Origin of the sequence: Ruegeria sp. HKCCSP351 (assembly GCF_017872535.1) — a bacterium.
GTDB lineage: Bacteria > Pseudomonadota > Alphaproteobacteria > Rhodobacterales > Rhodobacteraceae > Ruegeria.
The window spans coordinates 543,713-562,046 of the sequence record NZ_JAEDOV010000002.1 but is presented as its reverse complement, the minus strand read 5'-3'; the positions used below and the strand labels follow the sequence as shown (position 1 = coordinate 562,046).

Sequence of the window (18,334 nt, the reverse complement as noted above, 5' to 3'; positions counted from 1 at the left end):
CCAGACGGTTAATGACTTGTGTTCCAATGGGAGACCCAATTGATGGATGCCTTCATCTGCGACGCAACCCGCACCCCGATTGGGCGGTATGGTGGTGCGCTTTCATCGGTTCGCACGGATGATCTGGCGGCTATCCCGCTAGCGGCCCTGATGGCGCGCAACCCGCAAGTCGACTGGACCAGTGTGGATGACGTCATTTTTGGCGATGCCAACCAGGCAGGAGAGAGCAATCGCAACGTTGCCCGGATGGCAGCCCTGCTGGCCGGATTGCCGACGGACGTGCCGGGAACAACGATAAACCGATTGTGTGCCAGTGGCATGGATGCTGTCGGAATGGCGGCGCGGGGCATCAAGGCAGGCGATTATGATCTTGCTGTCGCAGGTGGCGTGGAAAGCATGTCGCGCGCACCGTTTGTGATGCCCAAAGCGACGGCGGCGTTTACGCGCAGCAATGCGGTTTACGACACCACGATTGGCTGGCGCTTTGTGAACCCAAAGCTAAAGCAGCAGTATGGCGTCGATTCCATGCCGCAAACTGCTGACAATGTGGCCGAAGACTACGGGATCAGCCGTGAAGACCAGGACGCCTTTGCCGCGCGCAGCCAGGCGCGATGGGCTGCGGCCCACGCGGCAGGCGTGTTCCACGAGGAAATCACACCGGTTACGATTCCACAGCGCAAAGGCGATCCGATTGTTGTCGATACGGATGAACACCCTCGCCCGGGAACCACAGCGGAAAAACTCTCGGGCCTCGTGGGTGTGAACGGGCCGGACAAAACAGTGACCGCAGGGAACGCCTCGGGTGTGAATGATGGTGCAGCCGCGATCCTGATGGCGAACGAAGCGGCAGCGACAAAGAACGGCCTGACCCCGATTGCCCGTGTGGTTGGCATGTCCGTCGCGGGCGTCGAGCCGCGGGTCATGGGTATTGGTCCGGTTCCTGCCAGCCGAAAGGTTTTGGCACGCTCCGGGCTGAGCATCGACCAGATGGATGTGATCGAGTTGAACGAAGCTTTCGCGTCGCAAGGTCTGGCTACACTGCGAGAGTTGGGCCTGCCTGATGACGCCGCCCATGTGAACCCGAATGGCGGTGCAATCGCCCTTGGTCATCCATTGGGAATGAGCGGCGCCCGACTTGTGTTGACCGCAGCGTACCAACTGAAACGCACCAAAGGGCGCTATGCGCTTTGCACAATGTGCGTCGGCGTCGGGCAAGGCGCTGCACTTATTCTTGAACGCGTGTAACGGAGGAGGCGGGACATGTATGCTCAGATGGTAGAATCCGAGGCGTCAAACGATGATCCTGAAAAGCTTGCTGAATTTCAGGCGCGGATCGACGCGGATATCAAGATCGAACCCAAGGACTGGATGCCTCAGGGGTATCGCAAGACGCTGATCCGCCAGATCGGACAGCACGCGCATTCCGAGATCGTCGGGCAATTGCCCGAAGGGAACTGGATCACACGTGCACCGACGCTGCAACGCAAGGCGATCCTTCTGGCCAAGGTGCAGGATGAAGCCGGCCATGGGCTCTACCTGTATTGTGCGGCCGAAACACTGGGTGTCAGCCGCGATGAGATCACCGAGATGCTACTGGACGGTCGCATGAAATACTCGTCGATCTTCAATTACCCGACGCTGAACTGGGCGGATATCGGCGCGGTCGGATGGCTGGTCGATGGCGCTGCAATCATGAATCAGGTGCCGCTGCAAAGAACGTCTTACGGGCCGTATTCGCGCGCCATGATCCGCATCTGCAAGGAAGAAAGCTTCCATCAGCGCCAAGGCTATGACGCGATCCGCAAGATGGCCGAAGGCACGCCCGAGCAACGCAAGATGGCGCAGGACGCGATGAATCGCTTCTGGTACCCGTCTCTGATGATGTTTGGACCGTCCGACAAGGATTCTGTCCACTCCGCGCAGTCGATGGCGTGGAAGATCAAGATCAACACCAATGATGAGCTGCGCCAGAAATTCGTCGACCAGACCGTCCCACAGGCCGAATATCTGGGTCTGACCATCCCTGATCCCGACCTGACGTGGAATGAAGAGCGTGGGCATTACGATTTCTCAGAGCCGGATTGGTCGGAATTCTTCGATGTGATCAAGGGAAACGGCCCCTGCAACGTCGACCGTCTGGCGGCGCGCAACAAGGCCTGGGATGACGGCAAATGGGTGCGTGACGGGCTGTTGGCCCACGCCCGCAAGAAACAGGCCGGCAATCTGGCCGCCGAATAAGCTTACCCTGAGGAGGAAACCCGATGAATACCGAATGGCCCCTGTGGGAAATCTTCATCCGCGGTCAACATGGGATGAGCCACCGACATGTCGGCTCGCTGCATGCCCCGGACGCGGAAATGGCGATCAAGAACGCACGCGACGTCTATACCCGCCGCAACGAAGGCGTCTCGATCTGGGTGGTAGAAGCCAACAACATCTCGGCCTCGTCGCCCAGTGACAAAGGCCCGTTGTATGAGCCCAGCGAAAGCAAAGTGTACCGACACCCGACCTTTTTCGACATCCCCGAAGAAGTGGGGGCGATGTGATGACCCGCGACGAAGCGTTTCAGCAGTTCCTGCTGCGGATGGGGGACAATACCCTGATCCTGGGCCATCGCGTCAGCGAATGGTGCGGCCACGCGCCAGTGTTGGAGGAGGATATTGCACTGGCCAACACGGCGCTGGACCTGATTGGGCAGACCCAGATGTGGCTTGGCCTTGCCGGAGAGATGGGTGGCGGCAAAACCGCCGATGATCTGGCATTTCTGCGCGACGTGTGGGATTTCCGCAATGTGTTGCTGGTAGAGGTTGCGAACGGTGATTTCGGCCGCACCCTGATGCGCCAGTTCCTGTTCGATGCCTGGCATTCGATCATGCTCGGTCGTCTTCTGACATCTTCTGATGATCGTGTCGCCGCGATTGCTGCCAAAGCCAGCAAGGAAGTCGCCTATCATCTGGAGCGTTCGGCAGAAACGGTCGTAGGTCTGGGTGATGGAACCGAAGAAAGTCACACCCGGATGCAGGCGGCGCTGGATTACCTCTGGCCATATGTAGGCGAGATGTTTGTCAGCGACGACATCGACGCTCAGATTGCTGCGGCCGGGATTGCGCCGAACCCAGCCGACCTGCGCGACGAATATGATGCGTTGGTCAAACGGGTTCTGGCCAAGGCGACATTGACCCTTCCGGAAAGCCGATTTGCCCATAAAGGCGGGCGGGACGGGCGCATGCATACCGAACATCTGGGCCATCTGCTGTCGCAGATGCAGTGGCTGCAGCGCGCCTATCCCGGTGCAAGCTGGTAAAAGCGGATGCGGGTCTCGACTGACCAGATATGGAGCTGGCTGGATGCCGTGCCCGATCCCGAAATCCCGGTTATTTCCGTCGTGGATTTGGGCATTGTGCGCGATGTGCGCTGGGACGCTGACACTCTGGTCGTAACCGTCACGCCAACCTATTCCGGTTGCCCGGCGACATCCATCATCAGTATGGATATCGAAACCGCCCTGCGCGATCACGGCATCGGAGATCTGCGCATAGAAACCTGCATCTCACCAGCCTGGACAACCGATTGGCTGAGCGAAAAAGGTCGCGCCAAGCTGGAAGAGTTTGGCATCGCCCCGCCACAACCGGCGGGCGGGCCAGAGCGTTGCCCACATTGCGGCAGTAAAGCGGTTGAAAAGGTCAGCCAATTCGGCTCGACCCCGTGCAAGGCCCATTGGCGCTGCACTGACTGCCTGGAACCCTTTGACTATTTCAAGTGCATCTGAGGAGGAGCACCGGATGGCACGTTTTCATGACCTGAAAGTCACCGACATCCACAAAACCATCCGCGATGCGGTTGTCGTGACGCTTGAACCCGTCAACGGCGCGGCGGATCAATTCGATTTCACCGCAGGCCAGTACCTGACGTTTCGCCGCGACTTTGACGGAGAAGAGCTGCGCCGGTCCTACTCCATTTGTGCGGGCAAGGATGACGGGGTACTGCAAGTCGGGATCAAACGTGTCGACGGCGGCGCGTTCTCCAGTTGGGCCAATTCCGAGCTTAACGTCGGGGACGTTGTGCAGGCGATGCCACCGATGGGCAGCTTTCACACTCCGATCGATGCTGATGCGGAAAAGCAGTATCTCGGTTTCGCTGGCGGCTCTGGCATCACGCCGGTTCTGTCGATCCTGAAGACGACACTGACCCGCGAACCCAAATCCCGCTTTACGCTGATCTACGCCAACAAGGGCATCAACACGATCATGTTCCGCGAGGAGCTGGAAGACCTGAAGAACCTCTATATGGGCCGCCTGAACGTAATCCATATTCTTGAGGCGGATGCGCAGGAGATAGACCTGTTCACCGGTCTGGTGACGCAGGAAAAATGCGCTGACCTGTTCGAACATTGGGTCGATATTCAGAACGTGGACACAGCCTTTATCTGCGGCCCCGAGCCGATGATGCTGGGGATTGCTGCCGCGCTGCGCGCGCATGGTCTTGACGACAGGCAGATCAAGTTTGAACTCTTTGCCAGCGCTCAGCCGGGCCGGGCCAAACGCAAGGAAGGTGCGGCAGATGCGGGTACGCAGGCGAACCAAACCAGCGCATCAATCACTCTTGATGGGTCCACTCAGACGATAACTCTGCCCAAGGACCAATCCATTCTGGACGCAGCCTTGGAAAATGCCATGGACGCCCCTTACGCCTGCAAGGCCGGTGTCTGTTCAACCTGCCGCTGCCGCGTTCTGGAAGGCGAAGTTGAAATGCTCGCCAATCACGCGCTTGAGGATTACGAGGTTGAAAAAGGCTATGTGCTGAGCTGTCAGGCCTATCCGGTCACCGACCGTGTGGTCGTGGACTACGACCAGTAAAGGGAGAAGACCGATGACTGACACCATGACACTCGACAGCTATCTGGCCGCAGGCGGTGTGCTGACCAACCCGACCAATGTTCCGCCGCGCTACCGCGCCGAACTCATGAAGCTGATGGCCACGTTCGTGGACAGCGAACTTGCCGGTGCCGCCGGTTTTGCGGACATCATCAATCAGGGTCCGGGCATCAAGGAACGGATCGCAGCCGCCAGGATTGTTCTTGAGAAAACGGATCACGCCGATCAGGTTCTCAGGATAATGGGTGAGTTCGGGGCCGATACCGAGAGATATGCCACACATCATCCGTGGACGGCGCGCCTGGATCGAGACGCAGATATCGGCGCGACCCGCAGCGCGCATGACATGCGCCTTGCCGTATTCAATTATCCGATCTCGGGCTGGACCGACGCCGTCATCATGAACCTGCTGATGAGCCGTGCGGTCATGGAACAACTGGCCGAGTTTTCAATGGTTTCCTATCAACCGTTGGCCGAAGCGTTCCGCAGCATCGCCCCGGTCGAAGCCCATCATGGTGCGTTGGCGCTGGAAGGTGCTGTGAAGCTTGCCAAGAGCGGAGAGACAGAGCAGATGCAGGATGCGGTTAACTATTGGTGGCCGCGTGTCGCTGTGTCCTTTGGTGGCGATGATTTGAAACGGTTTGAGCTTCTGAAATCGCTGGGCTTGCGCCACAATGGTAACAACGCCCTAAAAGAGCGTTGGGTTCAGACAGCAGGCACCGCCGTGAAACAGCTGGGCCTGAAACCACCGGCCTAGTTCTGTGTGAACGCCAAAGGCAGGTTGAGAGGCGCTTTCGGGGGCGGGCGATGTGAATTTCGCCCCGCGGAGCAAATCTCCGAGTGGGGCTCGATCAAGCCCTTGCGTTTTGTTGGTCCACCCGGTTCTGAGAGCAAAGACAAATGAGCCTTATGACTGAGCCCGGGTCATAAGGCTGACGTGCAATGACCTGACGTTTCACGCCGGCAGACTGCGGTATTGGTTTTTTCCTCTTTTCATATCGGATTGATTGCGCAAACTGAGCGTAATCAAGCGCCAGATAAAACTCACCAGAAGACAGTGCCTTGGCGGCCGTGCTGGCGCAAACAGGGTTCGAGGATACCACCGCCACAACGCACCGGAAGGAACCGCCATGGATTTTGCCCCATCGCCGCGCGCCACGGAAATGTATGACCGCCTGAAAGCGTTTATGGAGGCGCATATCTACCCGCGCATACGCGATCACAAAGAAGAAATGGCGGCAGGCAGTTTCCCGGTCTCGTTTATGGAAGATCTCAAGGCGTTGGCCCGGGCCGAAGGGTTGTGGAACTTGTTCCTGCCCAGCCTGCGCGACGATGAACCCGGCACCCGGCTGAGCAATCTGGAATACGCGCCGCTGGCCGAACTTATGGGGCAGGTGGCCTGGTCTTCGGAAGTGTTCAATTGCAGTGCGCCGGATACCGGAAACATGGAACTGTTGCACATGTTCGCCACCTCGGAACAGCGCGAGACGTGGCTGGTGCCGCTTTTGAACGGTGAAATCCGATCCTCGTTTGCGATGACTGAACCGGATGTGGCCAGTTCGGACGCGACCAATATTACCACTTCGATCCGGCGAGAGGGGGATGAATATGTCATTAATGGCCGCAAGTGGTTCATCACAAACGCCTGCCATCCGAACACCAGATTGTTTATCGTGATGGGTAAAACGGATCCCAATGCGGATCGACACAAACAGCAAAGCATGGTCATTGTCCCGAAGGACACACCCGGTTTTGAGATTGTTCGCAACCCGACCATTCTGAACATGCACGACCCCGAAGGCCATGCCGAGCTGGTCTTCAAGGATGTGCGCGTCCCGGTCAGCAATCTTTTGGGCGAGGAAGGCAGCGGGTTCGCACTGGCGCAGGCCCGGCTTGGGCCGGGTCGCATCCACCATTGCATGCGATCGATCGGTGCGGCGGAAATGGCGCTTAACCTGATGGTCGAACGCGCGCAGGAGCGAAAGGCGTTTGGCAAGCAGCTTGCAGAACAAGGCGTGATCCGCGAATGGATCGCCAAGTCCCGGTTAGAGATCGAACAGGCGCGGTTGCTGACCCTGAAAGCAGCCTGGAAGATTGATCAGGTGGGCGCCAAAGAAGCGTTCCGAGAGATTTCATTGATCAAGGTGGTGGCACCCAATGTTCATGCCGCTGTGACGGATCGTGCGATGCAGGTCTTTGGGGCGATGGGCATGACCCCGGATACTCCGCTGGCCGACAGCTATACCTGGGCACGCGCGCTGCGATATGCGGATGGGCCGGATGAGGTTCATTTGCAGGCGATTGCCAAGCAAGAGTTAAAGAATTCAAACTTTGGTATGTCGGCCCAATGGCTGACCCCACCATCGCGCTAGGCCGGGGGCGGCAACAGGTCTTGCGCGCCCTGCTTTGTTTGAGTGGCAAAGACTTGGGGGTTCGTGCCGCGGCAGGGGTAAGAAGTGAAGGCCAGTAAGTCGTCCTGCGAAAATCCTACCGCCCTTTGACCTCGCGTACCCATGCGATGATGGTTTGGCGCGCTTCTACGTCCATTTGAACCGCTGAAGGTGGCGGCATTGCATGGCTGATTCCGGCCTGCAGGTAAATCTGGTCGGCGTGCCGGGCAACATCGCCGGGTGTTTCAAGATAAACCTTCTTGGGGGCCCATTTCATGGTGCCATAAACCGGCTCGCGGGCATGGCACATCGAGCAGTTGCCCAGAACAGTGTCATAGGCTTCTTCAAACCCCGCAGCCGACGCAAATTTTTCTTCGTAAGGTGTCAGCGCCCTTGCTTCGGCGTCCTCCCATGTCTCGCCGGTTCTGACAGAAGACAGCCATGCGATCACGATCATGAGAATGACAGTAACACCCCAGGTCCAGTGCGGCCCTTTCCCGGTTGCGTGCATCGTGTTGAAGTAGTGGCGGATGGTTACACCGGTCAGGAAGATCAGGCTGGCGATGATCCATGAATACTGGGTGCCAAAGGCCAAAGGATAATGGTTCGACAGCATCAGGAACACGACGGGCAGCGTCAGGTAGTTGTTGTGCGTCGACCGCACCTTGGCGATTTTTCCATATTTGGCGTCCGGCGTCCGGCCCGCCTTGAGGTCTTCCACCACGATCCGCTGGTTGGGCATGATCTGGAAAAACACATTTGCCGTCATGATGGTTGCGGTGAACGCACCCAGGTGCAAAAGCGCGGCACGACCGGTAAAGATCTGATTGTAACCCCAGGACATTGCCACCAGAATCACGAACAGCAACAGCATCAGCGCGGTGGGTCGCTCACTCAGGCGCGATTTGCACATCTGGTCGTAAAGCAGCCAGCCGATGGTCAGTGACCCGCCCGAGATCAATATCCCCTGCCACAACGCCAGGTCCGCTTTGGTCGGATCAAGCAGGAACAACTCGCCCCCGACCCAATATATGATCATGAGCAAGGCCGCACCCGAAAGCCATGTCGTGTAGCTCTGCCATTTATGCCAGGTCAGGTGCTCGGGCATACGTGCAGGTGCGACAAGATATTTGACGGTGTGATAGAACCCACCCCCGTGCACCTCCCACTCTTCGCCATAGGCCCCTTCTGGCAAGGCAGGGTTCGGCTTAAGCATAAGGTCGAGCGCGATAAAATAGAATGACGCGCCGATCCACGCCATCGCCGTGATCACATGCAGCCAGCGGACGGAAAAGGCCATCCACTCCCACATAACAGCCAAGTCATACATGGCGTTGCTCCTACATATCCAAGTTCTTCGGCACTCTAGGCGACAGAGGTTTCATCGGGTATTGCTACGAAAGATCAAGCAGTATCAAAAATAACAATACAATTGTCAGTCTACAGGAACACGCAGCGCAACGCTCAGCTTCCGCGATAAGTCGCGTAGCTGAAAGGCGAAAGTAGCAGCGGAACATGATAGTGGGCGTGTTCGGACATCCCGAACCGGATCGGGATCAAATCCAGAAAACGCGGGCTTTCAGGTGGCACGCCAGTGGCGTCGAGGTATTCGCCCGCATGAAACACCAACTCGTATTCGCCTGTCGAAAACTCGGCCTCGGGAAGGATTTGTTCATCGGTGCGGCCGTCCTCGTTGGTGAGCAGAGTTTTCAGCAACGTGCGGTCTGTTCCGTTGATCCGGAACAACTCGATCTTCATCCCACTGGCCGGGCAGCCCCGCGCCGTATCCAGGACATGTGTTGTAAGGTAACCGGCCATTTGCACCTCTCGCTAAGCATTGCTGTTACTATTGCAATACCTTCGCGGCAGGCAAAGGCAGTCTGTCAAAAGACTGCTTACAGAATTTTTTGAAAAACATAGGTGATTGTTTGGGTTATTCGTTTTTTCACCAAGAGGGAAATTGATGTGACGCGGTATCCACGAGACATGACCGGCTATGGTCGGCAAGTGCCCAATGCAAACTGGCCAAACGGGGCCAAGATCGCGGTTCAGATTGTGCTGAACTATGAAGAAGGCGGCGAAAACAACGTTTTGCACGGGGATGCCGCATCCGAGGCGTTTCTTTCCGAAATCACCGGTGCGGCCCCTTGGACCGGGCAAAGGCACTGGAACATGGAATCCATTTACGAATACGGCAGCCGCGCCGGATTCTGGCGGGTGCATCGGCTTTTACAGGACCTACCCGTCACGGTTTATGGCGTTGCCACAGCATTGGCCCGTGCACCGGCGCAGGTTGCGGCGATGAAGGCCGCAGGCTGGGAGATTGCCAGCCATGGCCTGAAATGGGTTGAGCACAAGGACATGGACGCGGAAGAAGAACGCGCCCAGATCCGTGAGGCGATCCGGCTTCATACCGAGGTCGTCGGCACGCCCCCACGTGGCTGGTACACGGGCCGCTGTTCGATGAACACGGTCGATCTGGCCGCCGCCGAAGGCGAGCTGGCCTATATTGCCGACAGCTATGCCGACGATTTGCCCTATTGGGTCAAGGCTGGTGGCAAGGATCAGTTGATCGTGCCCTACACGATGGATTGCAACGATATGCGGTTTGCAATTCAGGCGGGCTATACCAACGGCGAACAGTTTGAAAGCTATCTCAAGGACAGCTTCGACATGCTTTATGCCGAAGGCCAAGCGGGTGAGCCGAAGATGCTTTCGATCGGACTGCATTGCCGCCTCATCGGTCGCCCTGGTCGCGCCATGGCCCTGAAACGCGCACTCGACCACTTCAAGAAACATGACGGGGTCTGGTTTGCCACGCGTGAACAAATCGCTGATCACTGGGCGCAAACGCATCCGCCAAGTCGACGGCTGACACCGTCGGAAATGGACGAGCCAACCTTTGTCGCCGAGTTCGGCGGCGTGTTCGAACACAGCCCGTGGATTGCCCAAGCGGCCTTTGATCTGGAGCTGGGCCGCACACATGACAATGCCGCAGGGGTTCACAATGCACTGGCGCGCGTATTCCGTTCTGCCACAGCCGACCAGCGGCTTGGCGTCCTGACAGCCCACCCGGATTTGGCAGGCAAACTTGCTGCTGCGGGTCGTCTGACCAAGGAAAGCACGGCAGAACAGGCCGGGGCAGGTCTGGATATGCTGACGGATGATGAGCGTGCGACCTTCACGGCCTTGAACGACGCCTACACGACCAAGTTCGGTTTTCCTTTCATCATTGCGGTCAAGGACAATACCAAAGCAAGCATTCTTGAGGCATTTCACCGTCGGATAGACAGTGACCGAGACACCGAATTCACCGAGGCCTGCCGTCAGGTCGAACGGATTGCCGAGTTGCGGCTGATCGAGAAATTCGCTCAATGACATCCACGCTGAAACTCCGGCCACTGACCGCCGAGGCCTTTGCGCCGTTCGGCGATGTTATCGAAGTGTCTGGCGCGGTGGACAAATACATCAATCAGGGAAAATGCGCGCGCTACCATGATCGCGCCCAGTTGGATTTCCATGAGGGGCGCGCAGGGATCAGCATATTCCAATCCCAGGCCTTCGACTTGCCCATCAAACTTGAAATGGTCGAGCGTCATCCCGACGGCAGTCAAGCCTTTCTGCCGCTTTCAGATAAACCCTTTGTCGTTGTCGTCGCGCCCGACAACGCGGGTGTGCCTGGTGAGCCGGTTGCATTCATTACCGCGCCCGGACAGGGCGTGAATTATCACCGGAACACCTGGCATGGGGTGCTGACACCGCTTCATCCCCCCGGGTTGTTCGCCGTGGTCGACCGAATAGGAAACGGGCCCAACCTTGAGGAATATTGGTTCCAGAACGCCTACACGATCACTGAATAAGGGACATTGCCGGAAGAGGAGCCGGCCCACGCTGTTTTTTTGGGAGGAAAAGCGCGATGTCAGATGCAACTTTAGGGACGCCGGAGCAGCTCCGCGACCCGAACTACACCCCGCCAATCCTGAAGGCGGTACCTTTGGGAATTCAGCACGTTCTGGCGATGTTTGTTTCCAATGTCACGCCAGCCATCATCGTCTGTGGTGCGGCGGGTTTCGGGTTTGGTTCAAACAGCCCCGATTTCCCGCAGATGATCTACATGATCCAGATGTCGATGTTCTTTGCGGGCGTTGCGACACTGTTCCAGACCATTGGGCTGGGGCCTGTTGGCGCCCGCCTGCCAATCGTGCAGGGAACGTCATTTGCCTTTATTCCGATCATGATCCCCTTGGTGGTTGGTAAGGGCGTTGACGCGATTGCCGTATTGATGGGTGGTATAGTCGTTGGCGGCCTGTTTCATGCCAGCCTTGGGTTGTTCATTGGCCGTATTCGCTTTGCGCTTCCGCCCTTGGTTACCGGTCTTGTCGTGACCATGATCGGGCTTGCGCTTGTCAAGGTCGGCGTCCAGTACGCCGCAGGGGGTGTACCCGCCATCGGTACCGAAGAATACGGCTCTGGTCTGAACTGGCTCATGGCCGGAACTGTGATTGTTGTTACGCTGGGCCTGAAGTTTTTTGCCCGCGGTATGTTGTCGGTGTCGGCGGTTCTGATTGGCTTGTTGGTCGGATATGTTGTGGCATTCGCACTGGGTCAGGTGAACTTGGGCAATGTCGGGCGCGCGGCTCCGTTTGCCATGCCGAACCCGTTTCACTTCGGTATCGAGTTTACATTTGCGGCGATCATCGGGTTTTGTGCGATGTCCTTTGTATCGGCTGTTGAAACGGTCGGGGATGTGTCCGGTATCACCAAGGGGGGCGCGGGACGCGAGGCAACCGACAAGGAAATTCAGGGCGCGACTTTTGCCGATGGTCTTGGAACTGCGGTATCAGGCGTCTTTGGGGCCCTGCCGAACACGTCGTTCAGTCAGAACGTCGGCCTGATTGCCATGACCGGTGTCATGAGCCGCACGGTCGTAACCATAGGTGCCCTGTTCCTGATCATATGCGGGCTTATCCCCAAGATCGGCGCGGTGATCTCGTCCGTTCCAATCGAGGTTCTGGGCGGCGGTGTGATCGTGATGTTCGGTATGGTGGTTGCAGCCGGTGTCTCGATGCTGTCGGACGTGACGTGGAATCGCCGCAACATGGTGATCTTTGCGATTTCACTCAGCCTTGGTCTGGGCTTGCAGTTAGAGCCCGGCGCTTTACAGCATCTGCCCGGAACTTTCAAAGTTCTGGCGACATCCGGAATCTTGCCTGCCGCTATCATCGCCATTGTCCTGAATCTGGTTCTGCCCGAAGAGCTTTCTGATGAAGCGACGGAAGAGGTGTCCGGTGGAATGGCAGGCCACGGGCTGGGCTCTATCGAACAGGACGATCACGTCTGACCGGTTCGGCCCGGACTTGTAAACGAAGAAGCGGCGCGCTAATCGCGCCGCTTTTTTGGTTTCTGGCCGGTGTTGCAGACTTGGCCCGTGGCTCACATAAGCAACGCGTCGTTCGACACGACGCTTAGGCGACCAAACGGGAATGTCGTTAGAAATCGACCTCAATCGCGATGCCTTTCTGTACGGCCAGCTCGACAACAGATGCAGCAACCGCCAGATCCTGAAGACCGACGCCAGTGCCATCGAACAACGTGATCTGATCGTCTGATGTTCGGCCCGGGTTCGTTCCGTTGATGACCGCACCCAACTGGATCAGATCACTTTCCCTGATCAGGCCCTGCGCCACGGCGTGTTGAGCCTCGCCAATCGAAATTGACTGTGCGATTTCATCAGTGAATACGGTTGCTTTGGCCAGCAACGCCGCCTCGACTTCCTGCTTACCCTTGGTGTCCGTTCCCATGCACGTGATATGCGTTCCGGGACTGACATGGTTTGCCATCAGCGATGGTGCAAAAGCCGAGGTGATCGAGATTATGACATCCGCCTCGGTCATGCCATCAAGTTCGACCGCTTCAAACGGAACACCGGCTTCATTGGCGACCTTTTCAATGTTGGGCAACATCTCGGGATGGTAGTTCCAGCCAAGGACCTTTTCAAAGGCGCGCGTCTCCAGCGCCGAGCGTAGCTGAAAGGTTGCCTGATGCCCGGCCCCGATCATACCGATCACCCGCGCGTCCGCACGGGCAAGGTGCTTGATGGATACAGAAGAGGCCGCCGCAGTGCGCAAGGCGGTCAACAGGTTGCCGCCAACCATCGCTGACGGTTTTCCGGTGTCAGGGTCAAAAAGAAAAACAGTGGACTGGTGATTGATCAATCCGCGTTTTTCCAGGTTGTTCGGCCAATACCCCCCAGCCTTCAGACCCAGTGTCAGCCCGGCGCGATCAAACCCGCCTTTAAAGCCGTACAGGGCGTCCTCATGCCCGATGGCTTCGCGCACGACAGGAAAGTTATAGGCGTCCCCTGCGGCCATAGAGGCAAAGACCTGTTCGACGGCTTCAAAGGCCGCGTCGCGGGTCATGAGGTTGGCGATTTCGCGCTCGGGTACAATCAGCATGTCATTCTCCACTTGGAATTCGTGCGCCCGTGCGTTTCACCGATAAAAGCGGGCGCGCACGGGCGACTGTCCGGCCATGTTTGGCCGAATGCTTATTCTTTGAGCATTCAAGCTCAGTACGCGCGGCCGCGGGCTGACACCGGCCAAACGCATTCGACCTTGCCATTCCGGACGCCCACATACCAATCATGCACGTTTGCGGTTGGGTCACAGTGCCCCGGCACCAGCTTCAGTTTGTCATTGACCTTGAGCGCCCCGCTTGGATCCATCACGACGCCATGTTCATCCGAGCATTTGATGTATTCGACATCGTCACGCCCGAAAACAACAGGCAGACCGCTATCCACCGACTGCGCCTTGAGGCCCGCATCGACGATTGCCTTGTCAGCCTTGGCGTGGCTCATGACGCTGGTCAGGATGAAGAATGCGTTTTCCCACTCGCCCTGGTCGATCCGGTTGCCGTTCTCGTCCAGGATTCGACCGTAATCAGCATCCATGAACGCATAAGACCCGCATTGCAGTTCATTATACACGCCCGAGTTGGATTCGAAGTAGTAAGACCCCGTACCGCCGCCCGAGACCAGCTCACACTCGATACCCTCGGCTTTAAGGCCTTCTACCGCGTCTTTGACCATCGCGATGGCGGTATCCAGTTTCTCTTTGCGTGCCTTATAGCTGTCGAGGTGTTGCATGGCACCCTGATAGGCCTGAATTCCGCTGAATTTCAGGTTGTCGGCAGCCTCAACTGCTTTGGCGATTTCAATCACTTCGGGTGTCGTTGTGACCCCGCATCGCCCTGCGCCGCAATCGATTTCCACGAAGACTTCCAGCTGTGTTTCATGCCGGACTGCCGCCGCCGAAAGGTCGGCGACATTTTCCAGATCGTCGACACACACAATAATGCGGCTGCCCAGCTTTGGCAGGCCTGCGAGACGGTCTATTTTGGCCGGGTCGCGCACTTGGTTTGAAACCAGAACGTCCTTGATCCCACCACGAACGAAAACTTCGGCCTCGGAAACTTTCTGGCAGCAGACACCGACGGCACCACCGATTGTCTCTTGCAGCTTGGCCACGTCGACCGACTTGTGCATTTTACCATGCACGCGGTGACGCATCCCATGCGCCTTCGCATAATCGCCCATTTTCCTGATATTGCGTTCAAGCGCGTCGAGATCCAAAATCAGGCTGGGTGTCTGGATATCTGCTTCGTCCATGCCGGGCTTGGCCGGAATGTCGTAACCTACTTCGAACTGGTCGAGAGTGCTCATATCTTTCATCTCCGTAATCCTATACCGGAATTGTTTTTTGTTGGGGTGTATTCAGACGTTCATCCAGGGCAGCCGGTCCAGATCGACATTGCCACCTGTAACAATCAGTCCGACACGCTTGCCCTTGAAAGCGTCCGGGTTCTTGAGAACCGTAGCCAGCGGAACGGCTGAAGATGGCTCCATCACAATCCGCAGGTGCTTCCATGTCAGTTTCATCGCATCGATGATCTCCTGCTCGGAGGCTGTGTAAATCTCTGAGACGTGGTTCGATACGAAATTCCAGGTCAGCTCTTTCAGTGGAACCAGCAACCCGTCGGCAATCGTTTTGGGTGCGTCATCCGCGATGATGTGGCCGGCCTTGAAGCTGCGATAGGCATCGTCGGCCTGTTCCGGTTCCGCCGCGATGATCGCGGTTTCCGGGGCGAGCGTCGATAGTGTCAAACAGGTGCCGGACACCATGCCACCGCCGCCAATTGGCGCGACGACCACGTCCAGACCGTCGGTCTGCTCGATAAACTCGCGCGAACAGGTGCCTTGCCCGGCGATGACCCGAGGATCGTTGTAGGGATGAACAAAGTCACCGCCCGTTGCCGCCTGAACTTCGGCAAATGTCGCTTCGCGTGACGAGGTGGAGGGTTCGCATTCTGTGATCTTCCCGCCGTAACGGCGGACCGTATCCTTCTTTGCCTGCGGCGCTGTCCGCGGCATGACCACGTTGCAGGGAATGCCCCGTTTCATCGCCGCATAAGACAGGCACGAGGCGTGATTACCCGAAGAATGGGTGGCGACACCTTTTTCGGCCTGTTTCTCATCCAGCCCAAAAACCGCATTTGTGGCACCTCGTACTTTGAAAGCGCCCGGTTCCTGAAAGTTTTCACATTTGAAGAACAGCTGCGCGCCTGACAGTTCGTTGAGAAAGTCCGAGGTTCGCACTGGGGTGCGGCGGATATAGGGTTTGATCCGGTCATGTGCCGCAAGCATGTCTTCATAGGTTGGGATATACATGGTGCAATCCTTCATCATGCCGCGTTCTTCTGAACGGAACCGGGATGGCCGCGATAGTATTCCTGTGCGGCGGCAACTCCGGACCCCAGGTCAATGTTCAGGCCCAGGTCAACCATGCACATCTCAGCAGTGGCGATCCCGGACAGTGCCATGACATCCGTCAGGCTGCCCAGATGGCCGATCCGGAACACCTTGCCCGCGACCTCACCAAGGCCCACGCCAAAGGCAACGCCGTATTTTTCAGCTGCGTGCGTGACTATATCCGTCGCGTTGAAGCCGTTCGGCGTGCGGATTGCGCTTACGGTATCGGAATAGACCGCAGGGCTGCTGGCACAAAGCTCCAGCCCCCACGCCCCCACAGCGGCACGGACCCCTTCGGCAATCCGGTGGTGCCGGGCAAAAACGTTCTCCAGACCTTCGCTCAGCAGCATAGAGCAGGCTTGATTGAGGCCATTCATCAACCCAACAGCGGGTGTATAGGGGTAAGCATTGTTGGCGTATCCCTTGGTCATGTCCCGGACGTCAAAGAATGTGCGGGGCAAGGTGCCGGTTTTGGTCGCTTCCATCGCTTTCTGGCTGAAACCGACGATGGCAAGGCCAGCGGGCAACATGAAACCCTTTTGCGATCCAGTAACGGCAACATCCACGCCCCATTCATCAAACCGAAAATCCATCGACGCTATTGATGAAACGCCATCAACAAACAGCAGGGCCGGGTGTTGCGCGGCAGTCAGCGCCCTGCGTACAGCAGCGATATCCGACTTCACGCCAGTTGCCGTCTCGTTATGCGTGGCTAGAACCGCCTTGATCTCATGGTTTTTGTCGGCGGCAAGGATTTCTTCGTACCGGTCAGCCGGCAGCCCATCGCCCCACGGGGTTTCGACGATCTCAACATTCAGCCCATGGCGCTGGCACATATCGATCCAGCGATGGCTGAACATGCCGTTGCGGGCCGCCAGGACCTTGTCACCGGCGGACAGCGTATTGGTCAGGGCGGTTTCCCAACCCCCGGTTCCGGTCGACGGGAAAATGAAGACTTCGGCACTGTCGCTTTTCAGAATCTCCCGCACGCCCGCGCGCGCAGGATGCAGGATTTGCCCGAACAATGGCGAACGATGGTCGATCGTGGGCATATCGCAGGCTTTGCGCAGGCTTTCCGGGATGTTCGTCGGGCCCGGGATGAAAACGGGGTTTTGAAAGCTCATGGATGGTCTCCTTCCGTCCTTGCCAGCACAATAAGTATCAGCGATCCAATTGGAAATTTTTTTGAAAACGTATTTCAAAATTTGTCTAACGAGATTTAACTTATATTTGTCAGTTGGTTATATTTTTCATATCATGAAATAGTCTTTCACAAATGATCAGAGGGTTCTTATGGAATTGCAAGACAATGACCCGAAACTCCGTCGCAAAGCCCGGGGAAGACCGCGGGGGTGGGACGACAAAACCGCGCAGAATACGATCAAATCACTGGATCGGGCGATGGAGGTTTTCGAGTATCTGAGCCAGGCGCAAGGCAAAGCTCTTACTGAACTTTCAGATGAAATGCGTCAGGCACCGGCCACGGTTTATCGCATCCTCGTGACGTTGCAGGGCAGGGGCCTGGTCGAGTTCGACCATGAAGAACAGGTTTGGCACATTGGCCCGCAGGCATTTGTCATCGGCTCGCGGTTTCTGCGCCGAACCAGTCTGGTGGAGCGGGCACGGCCGATCATGCGCAAGCTGATGGAAACCACAGGCGAGACCGCCAATTTGGGAATTGAGAAAGAAGGTCTGGTGTTGTTCCTGAGCCAGGTGGAAACACATGAAAGCATCCGGGCGTTTTTCCCCCCCGGTACATTGTCACCCATGCACGCGTCGGGCATCGGAAAAGCGTTATTGGCCCATATGGACGAAGACAGATTGAACAGAAGGTTGGCCGCCGCGAATTTACAGGCTTTTACGGATCAGTCGATTACCAGCCCTGAGGCGTTGAAAAAAGATCTTACAACCATCAGATTGCGGGGTTTTTCCGTGGATAACGAAGAAAAGACTACGGGTATGCGATGCATCGCAGCACCCGTTTTCGATATCAACAGAGAGGCGGTCGCAGGGCTTTCCGTGTCCGGGCCAACCAGCCGCGTCAGAGCGACCGAAATCGAACGGCTGAGCCGCCCGGTGATGGAAGCGGCGCGCCAGTTGACGCTGGCTATTGGTGGGACAGTTTTGTCACCGCAACCCTAAGGCTTTGCCGCCGACGTACGTCGACCGCCGTTCCCGGGTTCGTCTGCCACGACACAACACCAACGCGTGGTGACATGCCTTGTGCACAGACAAGCTCAATAGCAGAACAGGCGTGACCC

At 57.3% G+C, this 18,334-nt stretch carries 18 protein-coding genes; 12 read left to right on the top strand and 6 right to left on the bottom strand.

Annotated features, from left to right (window positions below):
* The first annotated feature begins 42 nt into the window (after positions 1-42).
* The 8 genes from pcaF (at position 43) to I9182_RS06660 (ending at position 7,246) form a co-directional block, all read left to right on the top strand.
* Positions 43-1,245: a 3-oxoadipyl-CoA thiolase gene (gene pcaF, locus I9182_RS06695; protein ID WP_209597436.1), complete on the top strand. Its 1,203-nt coding sequence runs from the start codon at positions 43-45 to the stop codon at positions 1,243-1,245.
* A gap of 15 nt (positions 1,246-1,260) precedes the next feature.
* Positions 1,261-2,238: a 1,2-phenylacetyl-CoA epoxidase subunit PaaA gene (gene paaA, locus I9182_RS06690; protein WP_209507557.1), complete on the top strand. Its 978-nt coding sequence runs from the start codon at positions 1,261-1,263 to the stop codon at positions 2,236-2,238.
* Between the two features lie 23 nt (positions 2,239-2,261).
* Positions 2,262-2,546, top strand: coding sequence for a 1,2-phenylacetyl-CoA epoxidase subunit PaaB (gene paaB, locus I9182_RS06685; RefSeq protein ID WP_209507558.1), 285 nt, complete (start codon positions 2,262-2,264; stop codon positions 2,544-2,546).
* On the top strand, positions 2,546-3,304 hold the full coding sequence (gene paaC / locus I9182_RS06680; RefSeq protein WP_209507559.1) for a 1,2-phenylacetyl-CoA epoxidase subunit PaaC: 759 nt from the start codon (positions 2,546-2,548) through the stop codon (positions 3,302-3,304). The genes paaB and paaC overlap by 1 nt, the downstream gene beginning before the upstream one ends.
* 6 nt (positions 3,305-3,310) lie before the next feature.
* Complete coding sequence (gene paaD / locus I9182_RS06675) at positions 3,311-3,769, top strand: 1,2-phenylacetyl-CoA epoxidase subunit PaaD (RefSeq protein WP_209507560.1); 459 nt, start codon at positions 3,311-3,313, stop codon at positions 3,767-3,769.
* A 13-nt stretch (positions 3,770-3,782) separates the two neighbouring features.
* Positions 3,783-4,856: a 2Fe-2S iron-sulfur cluster-binding protein gene (locus I9182_RS06670; protein ID WP_209597434.1), complete on the top strand. Its 1,074-nt coding sequence runs from the start codon at positions 3,783-3,785 to the stop codon at positions 4,854-4,856.
* A 13-nt stretch (positions 4,857-4,869) separates the two neighbouring features.
* Positions 4,870-5,631 (top strand): Phenylacetic acid catabolic protein, encoded by a 762-nt coding sequence (locus I9182_RS06665; RefSeq protein ID WP_209597430.1) that lies wholly within the window; start codon positions 4,870-4,872, stop codon positions 5,629-5,631.
* Between the two features lie 373 nt (positions 5,632-6,004).
* A complete protein-coding gene (locus I9182_RS06660; protein ID WP_209597425.1) occupies positions 6,005-7,246 on the top strand; it encodes an acyl-CoA dehydrogenase family protein in 1,242 nt (413 codons plus the stop codon).
* A 115-nt stretch (positions 7,247-7,361) separates the two neighbouring features.
* Here the strand turns inward: I9182_RS06660 and I9182_RS06655 are convergent, their stop codons facing one another.
* Together I9182_RS06655 and uraH are read right to left on the bottom strand one after the other, a co-directional pair.
* Positions 7,362-8,594 (bottom strand): urate hydroxylase PuuD, encoded by a 1,233-nt coding sequence (locus I9182_RS06655; RefSeq protein ID WP_209597419.1) that lies wholly within the window; start codon positions 8,592-8,594, stop codon positions 7,362-7,364.
* Positions 8,595-8,728: 134 nt separating this feature from the next.
* A complete protein-coding gene (gene uraH / locus I9182_RS06650; protein ID WP_209597413.1) occupies positions 8,729-9,082 on the bottom strand; it encodes a hydroxyisourate hydrolase in 354 nt (117 codons plus the stop codon).
* A gap of 147 nt (positions 9,083-9,229) precedes the next feature.
* On the opposite strand from uraH, the gene puuE reads away from it, so the two are divergent.
* From puuE to I9182_RS06635, 3 genes are read left to right on the top strand one after another with little or no spacing between them, the layout of a single operon-like run.
* Positions 9,230-10,642, top strand: coding sequence for an allantoinase PuuE (puuE, locus tag I9182_RS06645; protein WP_209597411.1), 1,413 nt, complete (start codon positions 9,230-9,232; stop codon positions 10,640-10,642).
* Complete coding sequence (locus I9182_RS06640; RefSeq protein WP_209597409.1) at positions 10,639-11,124, top strand: ureidoglycolate lyase; 486 nt, start codon at positions 10,639-10,641, stop codon at positions 11,122-11,124. Before puuE ends, I9182_RS06640 begins: the two co-directional genes overlap by 4 nt.
* A gap of 56 nt (positions 11,125-11,180) precedes the next feature.
* Positions 11,181-12,605 carry a nucleobase:cation symporter-2 family protein gene (locus I9182_RS06635; protein ID WP_209597407.1) on the top strand — a complete coding sequence of 475 codons (1,425 nt, stop codon included), beginning with the start codon at positions 11,181-11,183 and terminating at the stop codon, positions 12,603-12,605.
* A 148-nt stretch (positions 12,606-12,753) separates the two neighbouring features.
* On the opposite strand, the gene bhcD is transcribed toward I9182_RS06635, so the two are convergent.
* From bhcD to bhcA, 4 genes are all read right to left on the bottom strand, one after another.
* Positions 12,754-13,719 (bottom strand): iminosuccinate reductase BhcD, encoded by a 966-nt coding sequence (bhcD, locus tag I9182_RS06630; protein ID WP_209507569.1) that lies wholly within the window; start codon positions 13,717-13,719, stop codon positions 12,754-12,756.
* 113 nt (positions 13,720-13,832) lie between these two features.
* Positions 13,833-14,996: a 3-hydroxy-D-aspartate aldolase BhcC gene (gene bhcC, locus I9182_RS06625; RefSeq protein ID WP_209507570.1), complete on the bottom strand. Its 1,164-nt coding sequence runs from the start codon at positions 14,994-14,996 to the stop codon at positions 13,833-13,835.
* A 42-nt stretch (positions 14,997-15,038) separates the two neighbouring features.
* Entirely contained in the window at positions 15,039-16,007 is a 969-nt protein-coding gene (gene bhcB, locus I9182_RS06620; protein ID WP_209597589.1) for a beta-hydroxyaspartate dehydratase BhcB, read from the bottom strand.
* Positions 16,007-17,197: an L-aspartate--glyoxylate aminotransferase BhcA gene (gene bhcA / locus I9182_RS06615; RefSeq protein ID WP_209597405.1), complete on the bottom strand. Its 1,191-nt coding sequence runs from the start codon at positions 17,195-17,197 to the stop codon at positions 16,007-16,009. The genes bhcB and bhcA overlap by 1 nt, the downstream gene beginning before the upstream one ends.
* A 169-nt stretch (positions 17,198-17,366) precedes the next feature.
* On the opposite strand from bhcA, the gene bhcR reads away from it, so the two are divergent.
* On the top strand, positions 17,367-18,215 hold the full coding sequence (bhcR, locus tag I9182_RS06610) for an HTH-type transcriptional regulator BhcR (RefSeq protein WP_209597403.1): 849 nt from the start codon (positions 17,367-17,369) through the stop codon (positions 18,213-18,215).
* Positions 18,216-18,334 lie beyond the last annotated feature (119 nt).

Excerpts from the sequence above, each read along its gene's own strand:
- pcaF (WP_209597436.1), top strand. The coding sequence starts at position 43 with ATGGATGCCTTCATCTGCGACGCAACCCGCACCCCGATTGGGCGGTAT.
- paaA (WP_209507557.1), top strand. The coding sequence starts at position 1,261 with ATGTATGCTCAGATGGTAGAATCCGAGGCGTCAAACGATGATCCTGAA.
- paaB (WP_209507558.1), top strand. The coding sequence starts at position 2,262 with ATGAATACCGAATGGCCCCTGTGGGAAATCTTCATCCGCGGTCAACAT.
- paaC (WP_209507559.1), top strand. The coding sequence starts at position 2,546 with ATGACCCGCGACGAAGCGTTTCAGCAGTTCCTGCTGCGGATGGGGGAC.
- paaD (WP_209507560.1), top strand. The coding sequence starts at position 3,311 with ATGCGGGTCTCGACTGACCAGATATGGAGCTGGCTGGATGCCGTGCCC.
- I9182_RS06670 (WP_209597434.1), top strand. The coding sequence starts at position 3,783 with ATGGCACGTTTTCATGACCTGAAAGTCACCGACATCCACAAAACCATC.
- I9182_RS06665 (WP_209597430.1), top strand. The coding sequence starts at position 4,870 with ATGACTGACACCATGACACTCGACAGCTATCTGGCCGCAGGCGGTGTG.
- I9182_RS06660 (WP_209597425.1), top strand. The coding sequence starts at position 6,005 with ATGGATTTTGCCCCATCGCCGCGCGCCACGGAAATGTATGACCGCCTG.
- I9182_RS06655 (WP_209597419.1), bottom strand. The coding sequence starts at position 8,594 with ATGTATGACTTGGCTGTTATGTGGGAGTGGATGGCCTTTTCCGTCCGC.
- uraH (WP_209597413.1), bottom strand. The coding sequence starts at position 9,082 with ATGGCCGGTTACCTTACAACACATGTCCTGGATACGGCGCGGGGCTGC.
- I9182_RS06640 (WP_209597409.1), top strand. The coding sequence starts at position 10,639 with ATGACATCCACGCTGAAACTCCGGCCACTGACCGCCGAGGCCTTTGCG.
- I9182_RS06635 (WP_209597407.1), top strand. The coding sequence starts at position 11,181 with ATGTCAGATGCAACTTTAGGGACGCCGGAGCAGCTCCGCGACCCGAAC.
- bhcD (WP_209507569.1), bottom strand. The coding sequence starts at position 13,719 with ATGCTGATTGTACCCGAGCGCGAAATCGCCAACCTCATGACCCGCGAC.
- bhcC (WP_209507570.1), bottom strand. The coding sequence starts at position 14,996 with ATGAAAGATATGAGCACTCTCGACCAGTTCGAAGTAGGTTACGACATT.
- bhcB (WP_209597589.1), bottom strand. The coding sequence starts at position 16,007 with ATGAAGGATTGCACCATGTATATCCCAACCTATGAAGACATGCTTGCG.
- bhcA (WP_209597405.1), bottom strand. The coding sequence starts at position 17,197 with ATGAGCTTTCAAAACCCCGTTTTCATCCCGGGCCCGACGAACATCCCG.
- bhcR (WP_209597403.1), top strand. The coding sequence starts at position 17,367 with ATGGAATTGCAAGACAATGACCCGAAACTCCGTCGCAAAGCCCGGGGA.